We start from the raw sequence: 9,190 nt of genomic DNA, 5'->3' as shown, positions 1-9,190 counted from the left end.
AATGGATTGTTTTTTTATTTCTTTTTTATACTGTTTATTTTATTTTTGTATTTTCAATGATGAAATAATTACATTTACAAAAATGAAACGATACTATCTTAAACTCTCTTATAGTAAATTTTTCGTTTGAAAACAAAAAACACACTTCCACCTTATGATTGAAAAAACATATGTAAAAGTCTCTAAAACAGCTGCCTTATCATACTAATCTATAGCAATTCTGTCTTCTTCCCTTACCTGTTTCCTTTAACACATACGATTTTAAAACTAGCGCCGTTAATGAATCTGTTAATGTTTTATATGATAAATTTGATAATGCCAATAGATCGTTCGTATATAGCATTCTATGCTTCTCTAATAATAATAGTACTAATCGTTCAGACGGTTTTAATGCCTCATCACTTTCTAGTATAAAGTCTATATTTTTCATTTCTCTAATTATTACTCCTTATATAAAAAAATACTTTAGACGCTTATTTGATATAAAAATAATACATAACAAAATTATAAATATATTAAAATAGTACCATCTAAAAACACTATTATACTATAACATAGAAGTAGTGTTTCCCCAAATAGGAAATGCTTTTTTATATCGCTTATAAGATTCTTGCAAACCTACATAATATTTTGTACCATTACCCGCCAAGTTTTCTTCTAATTTCGCTGCTCATCCTGATGTATTTGTAATCAATGAAGTTCTTCTAAATTTATAAACAAATAAAAAACGGTTCGTCTATCATGCCCTAAACATGAATGACAACCGTTTTCCAGCTTCTTCTTAATTAACATGTTCTATCTTAAATTTCTTGCAATATGCGGCTTACTGTAATGACTTGTTCCACCGCCACCAACTACTACTTTACCGCCTTTTTCGAAAATTAATAATTTACTTGAACCATCTGCAAGAAGCACTATTACTTCAGCATTATTACTTGTTGCTACATAAATTACATAACCACTCTTTGATATACAAGTTTCCCAATTCGAATCAAATTCTGATCTTACTACACGATTTGAATACACTTGATTTTCAATTCTATCTTGTTCTACGTTTTCCAAATTGATTCCTCCCACTTCACTAAAATAGCATTTATAGGAAAATAACAGCCCTATATAAAATAGTAGCCGACTTTAACATAAATAGTATATGTAATTAGTAGGAGAATGCTTGGACAACGAAAACGAAATAGACTTCATAAATTTCACAATTGAAACTTCTCTTTAATCATTTCCGCTACTTCTTTTGCACTCAAATACGTGTTATTAATTTTTATATACTCTTCTTTTTCAATTTCACCATGAAGAGAGTTTAATCTATGCTTTTTCATCGTTTCTTTCAAATTATTTTCAGACCACTCAATATCTCTTTTTTTCGGTTTATGTTCTAATCTATTCGGGCTTTTATTTCGTTCTAATCTTTCATCTAATTCCGCTTCCAGCTCTACAAAATACACTGTCCCACCTTTTGATTCAAAAATACTTTCTACATGATGTATATAATCCCAATCCGCTTGGAGGTCAAATGCCCATATATACGTAAAAATCATTCCAGATAAATCACTTTTAGATACTTCTTCAAATATTTCATTACGAAATAAACTTACTAGTCTTTTTGCTTCTTTCGTACTGTAATCAAAAATTGGACTTACTAAATCAATTGTCATGTGGTTATGAAAAAGTTTTAAACCGGTTAATGTTGCTAATTCTTGCCCCACTGTCATTTTTCCAACTGCTTGTGGGCCAAATATTAATATAAGTTTCATTTATTTCCCTCCAATCTTTCTCTATAAACCATTACATAAAATAAAAAATAAGGCAGCCGATTTTAAATCGATCGCCTTATTTTTTATTCATAGTTTTAGTTCTATTCTTTTCGCACAGCTTCAAAAGTAATCATTTGATTTGCATTTGACGGTTCTTTTTCATAATCATATTCAGCAGAGCAAGTAATATTAGAGAAACCTATACTTTCTAAAAGAAGTTTAAACTCTTCTATTCCATACCAGCACAGCGCAAAGCGTTGCAATTCTGTTTGTACTAACTGTCCTTTACTCCACTTTTCATATTTCAAATATGACACAGTAACTTGGTTCAGCCAATCTATTTCAATTGATTTATTTTCTAATGTGATTCCGTCTCCACTCGGCAAAGAGAAAGTCGATGTATGAATTTCCCCAGTCTTCCAGTCATGCGGAAGCATAATATCTACGATTAATCGTCCATCTGGATTAAGATGTTCATAAAAACATTTCAATGCATTTATAGAATCCACACGATTTTCAATTAAACAAAAAGATCCAGTAGGAATGATAATTGCGTCATATTTATGCGGAAGTGAAAATTGTTGCAAGCTTCCTTCATATAAATTAGGATGTAAGCCTCTCTCTTTACAGCGCTTACGGCAAGAATCTAGCATTTCAGGTGAATAATCTATCCCATCCACTTTAAAACCAGCCTCTAGAAGCGGAATGATGACACGTCCTGAACCTACTGCGGCTTCGAGGATTCTTCCTCTACAATCTTTTAAACGTTTTTTGTAATACTCAATATCACCATTTAAAGAATAACCGACTGGTTTTGTGTAATCATACAGTTCTGTACAAAGTGTACTATAAAAGCTAAACATTTATTTTCTCCTCCGTTTTTACGTACGGAAGATTTCAATTCAACTAATCTTCCTGCACCTCTGATTTTAATGATATTTCGAAAGAGCTGACTGTCATAATATATCACTCACTTTCCATAGAATATAATGATATTGTATTACATAACCTTCCAATTTGAAATATAAAAATTAAAAATTCAGACTACAAATTAAAGAGCTTACTTTAGTAAGCTCTTTAGAAAAAATATTTATTTCACAATCGGCAATGTCACTTCACTTAATTTCACTGTAAGTTTCGTGCCAGCTTTCGGTCTAATTGTATAATCATAATCACTTGCAATTAAAACAACTCCGATTTGATGCCCCGCTTTAAATACATAATCATCTGGCTGCATGTCCCATGTAAATGTATAATCTTTGCCCGATTGAATCGCTGTTGAATTTTCTATACTCTTTAAGTTTTGTGGATCCATCCAGCCTCTCGTTACGATTTCCGGCTTCGCTCCTCCATAGTCAACAAGTAATGCTGTTAAATTTGATACAGATCGATCAATATTTCCTGTAATTGAAATCTTTGGTGTACCACTTATACGCGTATCTTTTTGCAGTACAGGCATTGTATATACTAATCGATTTGCTACTTCTAATTCTGGGTTTGCTACTAATTGGTTTGATTTCATTTGTGCATCATCTAAGAATGAGAAAACTTTATTAGCCGATCCCATACTTAATGGCAAATTGACTAATTTATTACTTAAATACATACGGATTTTTGAAGGTACAGCTGATGGATCTGGCCAATTTTTTATCTTTTGCCACGTTTTATTTTCTCTTTGCACATCAACCATTGGTTCATCCATAATTCCATTTTCAATTCCGTATAACCAATAATCTAACCATTTATTTTGTGTTTGCTGCCAGTTATTACTTGATGTCCCACCATGACCACCTTGATGTAGCCACATTTTACGCGGAACATTATTTTCTCCAAGTGCTTCCCACCATTGCGCGAACTGTTTTGTTTTAACATTCCAATCGTTTAAACCATGAACAACAAATACACTCGCTTTTACATTTTTAGCATCTTTTACATAGTTACGTTTATCCCAAAAATCATTATAATTACCTGTTTTTCTGTCTTGTCCAGCCGTTAACTCTTTTATAACTTGTCCGCAAACTTCAGGGTTTTCCCTTGTCAGTACTGCTTCTGCCATATTATCTGTATCTTCCCCTTGATATCCGCCTGGAGCAATGACTGCACCATTTGCACGATAATAATCATACCAACTACTAATTGCTGCGATTGGAATAATTGTTTTTAAACCTTCGACTCCAGTAGTCGCAACAGCATTTGGTAAAGTACCATTATAGGAAACTCCAGTCATACCTACATTTCCTGTAGACCAATTTGCCTGAACTTCCTCACCCTGTTCTGTAAATGCTTTCGCGCGACCGTTTACCCAATCAATAACAGATTTTGTCCCGAGTATCTCTTGTTCATCTCCAGTTGTAGGGCATCCATCTGATTTTCCAGTACCGATACTTTCGCCTAGAATAACTGCATAACCTCTTGGCACGTAATAGTTCCCATACGAACCAAGATTAACCGCTCCATACGGTTTTCCTTCATACACATACAATTCTTCATCTACATTATATACAGGAACATCTTTTAATCCAGATCGATATGGACTCATTTCATAAATAACAGGAACTTTCACATTCGGATCTGTCTTTGGACGCATAACTTTTATCGATACTCTGTCTTTCTTACCGTCTCGATCACTATCAACTTCTGTCTCTACATATAAATTTTCGATAATAGCTTCATCGAGAGAATAAATCGGTTTTGTCATCCCATTTTCTAATTCAATTTTCGTACTTTTAGTCTCTTCCTTCTTCTCTGCATGCACATCCATAGTAAAGCTAGGTATAATTGTTGCAGATAGCATTGCTGACAGTGTAATTGCCATTTTCTTTTTACTCAAAATGTTCCCTCCCCTTATTCGTTCTCTTTTACTATATAACAAAATAACTGAAAATTCAGTTTTATTTTATATAAAAGTTGAGAAACTCAAAGATTTCTTATTAAGTAAAATTTAATGCAGGTATGAAAGTATTTTCCCACTTCCTCCTTCTTTATAAAGTGAAACTTTAATCAGCCCTCACCAATTGGGCGTTTACGATCAGCAGGGCCACTTCTTTGCTTTCGCTGAATTTTGAGGTGGGGTCTTACTGCCCGGCAAATAGCGGGATAAATAGAGAAAAAGACAACCGATATTTCTATCGCTTGCCTTACATTCCATTTATTATTTTTCTAACTCTTTAAAGGTATCTTTCAAGTCTTTATCAGATACCTTTATATCTGCATTTTTAAGCAGTTCTCTAGTAACTTGTTGATGGAATTGAGGATCTTGTATACGTTGCTGTTCTAATTCTTTACGAATATTCTCTTTCTCTTCCTCATACGGTTTAAGCTCTTTTTTATCCGTTAGCTTAATAATATGATATCCGAAAGAAGATTTAACAGGTTCACTCAATTGACCAACTTCTAACTTATACGCAGCATCCTCAAATTCTTTCACCATCATACCAGGTCCAAATTCAGATAGTTCCCCACCTTTTTCTTTAGAACCTGGATCCTCTGAATATTGTTTAGCCAATGCCGCGAAATCTTCGCCACTATTTAATTTTTCTTTAATTTCTTTTGCTGTCTTTTCATCTTTTACTAAAATATGGCTAACTTGAAGCTTTGGCTTATAATGATCTTTAATATCTTTTTCCGTTACGGTTGCTTTAATAGCTTTTTCAAAAGCAAAAGTAAGCTTTAATTTCTCTTTCAACTGATCTTCATTTTTCACACCATTAGATTCCATATATGTATTAAAATTATCGCCCATCTTGTCTTTTAATTCTTTTAGTTGTTTCGTTACCTCTTCATCCGTAACTTTATATTTATCATTTAATACTTTTTCTACTACCATTTCAGATAAATTCTGTTTACCGTAGTTTTCTTTTAATTTTTTGTTAAAATCACTTTCTGAAATGCTTCCTGATTTTGTCGTTACAATATTATCTGATGAACCACATGCAGATAAAGATAACGTCATACCCATTAAAATGCTACCAATTACTAATTTCTTTCTTTTCAAATCTGAATACCTCACTTCATTAAATTCAAATATAACTATGTAAATATAACGTTTTCCTGTGAACTTCACGTGAATTTAATGAAAGTAGAACATTTGCTAATTCTCCATTTAATACATCAATTTTGAAAATTATGGTGATTCATCCTGTATCGCTAATCTCTAAAGCTGCAAAAAGGACTAATATTTTCATTAGTCCTTTTTCACATTTATATAAAATTGAATTTCTCCATCTATAGAGGAAACTCCATATTCAAAACCATGCCTTTCTAAAATACTTTTCACTATCGCTAAACCTAATCCTGTACCTGATTTTTCTTTACTACGAGAAGATTCTAGTACATAAAAAGGTTCCCAAATTTTCTCTATATCCTTAATTTTATCCGTAGGAATGCCATTTTTTATTTGGAAATATATACTTTTATTTCTATCTTCTAATGTAATTATTATGTTTTGATTTGCTGTATATTTTATCGCATTAGAAATTAAATTTTGAAACACCATTCTCATTTTATTTAAATCTGCATAAACGATTGTATCGCCCGCATTACAATTTACTTGCAAGTTAATTTCTTTCGAATCCAGTTCAATCTGATGCTTATCTAATATACTCTGGACCAGTGGTTCAATGGGGAATTCTTCTTTTTGTAAAATATCTCTTTCTAGTTTAGAAAATCGTAATAATTCTTCAATTAAGTTTGATATTTGATCTGTTTGTTTAATAATTGTATCTACATAAGTCCCATCATCTAATCCATCTTTAATCCCCATAGAGTATGCTTTTACTAATGCGATCGGTGTCTTTAATTCATGCGTTACATCACCCATAAATCGTTTTAAATGTTCATTACGATCAGTTAAGTCTTGATGTGCTTCATGTAGTTTTTCACTCATGATATTAATACTATTGGCCAACTCTCCTATTTCATCATTCGTTTTCACTTTCGTTCTTTTAAACTGCAAATGTGAAATATCCTGAGCCACATCACTTAACTCTTTCAGTGGTGTCGTTATTATTTTTGAAAGTATCCACACAAGTAAAATAATAAGAAGCAGCGAGAAACATACGATGTATAAGTAAAATGTATTTAACGTATTTATAATTTCATTTGAATTCGCAATGGAAGTTCCAATTAAAATTATCGTATCATCTTTCGCAATATATTTAGCAAAAAAACTCGCTTTTACCTTTCCTTGATCGTACAGTTTATTCGATTGCCCTTCCGTCTTCACTTTCATAACTTCGTCTTTCGTAATCCAAAGCTTATTTAACGTCACTTTCTTTTTCGTAAGTTGCATGCGTAACGCGTCGTTCATAGCATCTTCTGACTGATTGATTGGCGTATACGCAATTGTAACATTATTTTCACTTTCAATTGTATGAATAACATCTTCTAAATCATTGACTGGCGCATTTTGTATTTGAGTTGTAAATTCATTTAAGTTTTCACGTGTTTTATAAATATTATATTTCGGCAGGAGAAAGTTAATTAATAATAAAGAAATTGTAAATATAAGAATAACGGTTAAAGAAATGCTGAGAAATAGCTTTTTCCCAAGTTTATTCACTTTGTTCCTCCAAACTATAACCCAGCCCACGATGCGTCTTAATAATATTTTCTCCAATTTTTTTACGCAGCCTTCTTACATGTGTATCAACCGTTCTCTCTTCTCCAAAATAGTCAAATCCCCATACAATGTCTAACAATTTTTTACGAGTTAAAATAGTTCCTTTATGATTTAAAAAGCATTTTATTAATTCGAGCTCTGTTTTTGTAATTTCTAACTCTATATCATTTTTATATACTTTATTTTTGGCGAAATTTATCTTTACATCTTGTACTTGAATAATATCATCATGCTGAATAAGTTTTTTCGCTCGTGTAATTAGTACTCCTGGATGAAATGGTTTTTTTACGTACTCATCTGCCCCACTTTGAAGCGCTGCTAATTCATCTTCACTTTCACTTTTCGCCGTAAGCATTAATACTTTTACGCTTGAATTCTTTTTTATTTCCTGACAGACAGTAATACCACTATGTTTCGGCATCATCCAATCCAAAATAGCTAAATCAATTTTTTCATCATAAAATATTTGAAGTGCTTCCTCTCCGTCTTTCGCTAATAATACTTCAAAGCCTTCTTTTTCAAAATAAGCTTTTAAAATCCTTAACATATCTTGTTCGTCATCTGCAATTAAAACTTTCATATTTTTTCCTCCATTGCTTTTAAACAAAAACCAATTGTATCATACAACATCTTTGTTACATGAATGTGACAGAAAAATATTTAAAGCTTTTGAGGGGATAGTAATGGTGAGGTGTTGTACTATGATAAAAAAAATCGGGGTCATTTCTCTTCTTCTATTTCTATTATCAACAAATGCGTTCGCAAATACAAATCAACAAATTGAAGTATTTGATTGTCAAAAAGAAATGGTCATTCAAAAACAATCTTTAGATCCAATAGTCCAAAAAGAAGCAGTTCAATACGCTAAAGCAATTACTGGTCCATTTAAAAACTTAAATGTCGTTCCAAAAGATGGCTATATGATAAAAATCCCATTATCTAAGCCGGTTTCTATTACTAATCAATGGTTACACACTACAATAGACGAAGTACTTATACTGCTCCCACTAAATGAAAAGCCTTATATTATGCTTTATGATGATGAAAATAACCCGCATTTTTATTATGTAAAAGGTAAACCAGGATTATTATTGAAACAAATGAACGTTAAAACATAATTGACTGAAAAGGAGTCACCTTATAAGCTAAATTTTAAAAGCTAAGGTGCTCTTTTTTATAATAACAATTTAGTAAATGAAATTATAAAAGTTGTCTTTTAATATAAGGATCGCAACTTCATATATCAGCGATTTTTAAGATATATCGATTTACCAACAAAAAACCTGTTCGTAGCTATTATTTGGATAGCAATCTCTATAATAGTTTGTAGTGACTCGATCCCTTATATAATCCCCCTTTTACAAATCCATTCGCAGTATAAAACACATCCCCTTGCTTCGTGTCAGTATGTAAAACAATCACTTCAAAATATTTTTCCGCATGACATAATAGTTGGTTTAATAATAAGTTCCCTAACCCTATACGCCGATAATCCCTTGAAATATAAAATCTCCTTAACCGCCCAATCTTATTGTCTTTTGTGTACGGATCCTCATTTAAACCTCCAACTCCAATTAACATATCACCTTGGAAAACACCATATAAACATTCTCCAGTTTTATTGAATACATTTATTTTGTTTTTATATTCATTTATTAGCCTTATAAGGAAACTAAAACCTTCTTCTTCACTTTCTTGAACGAGATGACTGAATTCATATTCCATTAAATTTTCTATTTGTTGAATATGTATATCTTTCAAGTCCATTCCCCCTAAGTATGAAAATACATAAAAATGCTCGAGA

At 31.8% G+C, this 9,190-nt stretch carries 10 protein-coding genes; 1 reads left to right on the top strand and 9 read right to left on the bottom strand.

Annotated features, from left to right (window positions below; genetic code table 11):
- Window positions 1-199 precede the first annotated feature (199 nt).
- From ACQGSG_RS23490 to ACQGSG_RS23455, 8 genes are all read right to left on the bottom strand, one after another.
- A complete protein-coding gene (locus ACQGSG_RS23490; protein ID WP_000789031.1) occupies window positions 200-430 on the bottom strand; it encodes a hypothetical protein in 231 nt (76 codons plus the stop codon).
- 365 nt (window positions 431-795) lie between these two features.
- A complete protein-coding gene (locus ACQGSG_RS23485) occupies window positions 796-1,062 on the bottom strand; it encodes a hypothetical protein (protein ID WP_098450353.1) in 267 nt (88 codons plus the stop codon).
- Window positions 1,063-1,205: 143 nt separating this feature from the next.
- On the bottom strand, window positions 1,206-1,766 hold the full coding sequence (locus tag ACQGSG_RS23480) for an AAA family ATPase (protein ID WP_000767062.1): 561 nt from the start codon (window positions 1,764-1,766) through the stop codon (window positions 1,206-1,208).
- Window positions 1,767-1,867: 101 nt separating this feature from the next.
- Window positions 1,868-2,629 (bottom strand): class I SAM-dependent methyltransferase, encoded by a 762-nt coding sequence (locus tag ACQGSG_RS23475; RefSeq protein WP_000490926.1) that lies wholly within the window; start codon window positions 2,627-2,629, stop codon window positions 1,868-1,870.
- A 227-nt stretch (window positions 2,630-2,856) separates the two neighbouring features.
- Entirely contained in the window at window positions 2,857-4,596 is a 1,740-nt protein-coding gene (locus tag ACQGSG_RS23470) for a Xaa-Pro dipeptidyl-peptidase (RefSeq protein ID WP_098450352.1), read from the bottom strand.
- Between the two features lie 321 nt (window positions 4,597-4,917).
- Window positions 4,918-5,760 carry a peptidylprolyl isomerase PrsA gene (locus tag ACQGSG_RS23465; protein ID WP_002103226.1) on the bottom strand — a complete coding sequence of 281 codons (843 nt, stop codon included), beginning with the start codon at window positions 5,758-5,760 and terminating at the stop codon, window positions 4,918-4,920.
- 189 nt (window positions 5,761-5,949) lie between these two features.
- Entirely contained in the window at window positions 5,950-7,326 is a 1,377-nt protein-coding gene (locus ACQGSG_RS23460; RefSeq protein WP_001037258.1) for a sensor histidine kinase, read from the bottom strand.
- The gene (locus ACQGSG_RS23455) at window positions 7,319-7,966 is read right to left on the bottom strand and encodes a response regulator transcription factor (RefSeq protein WP_000865979.1); all 648 of its coding nucleotides are present in this window, start codon (window positions 7,964-7,966) and stop codon (window positions 7,319-7,321) included. The genes ACQGSG_RS23460 and ACQGSG_RS23455 overlap by 8 nt, the downstream gene beginning before the upstream one ends.
- Before the next feature lie 121 nt (window positions 7,967-8,087).
- On the opposite strand from ACQGSG_RS23455, the gene ACQGSG_RS23450 reads away from it, so the two are divergent.
- Window positions 8,088-8,504 (top strand): hypothetical protein, encoded by a 417-nt coding sequence (locus ACQGSG_RS23450; protein ID WP_000591761.1) that lies wholly within the window; start codon window positions 8,088-8,090, stop codon window positions 8,502-8,504.
- A gap of 196 nt (window positions 8,505-8,700) precedes the next feature.
- On the opposite strand, the gene ACQGSG_RS23445 is transcribed toward ACQGSG_RS23450, so the two are convergent.
- Window positions 8,701-9,153, bottom strand: coding sequence for a GNAT family N-acetyltransferase (locus ACQGSG_RS23445; protein ID WP_002196599.1), 453 nt, complete (start codon window positions 9,151-9,153; stop codon window positions 8,701-8,703).
- Window positions 9,154-9,190: the final 37 nt, after the last annotated feature.

This window comes from Bacillus sp. GMa5/1 (assembly GCF_050172015.1).
Classification (GTDB): domain Bacteria; phylum Bacillota; class Bacilli; order Bacillales; family Bacillaceae_G; genus Bacillus_A; species Bacillus_A cereus.
This window is presented reverse-complemented; position numbering and strand designations above follow the sequence as displayed.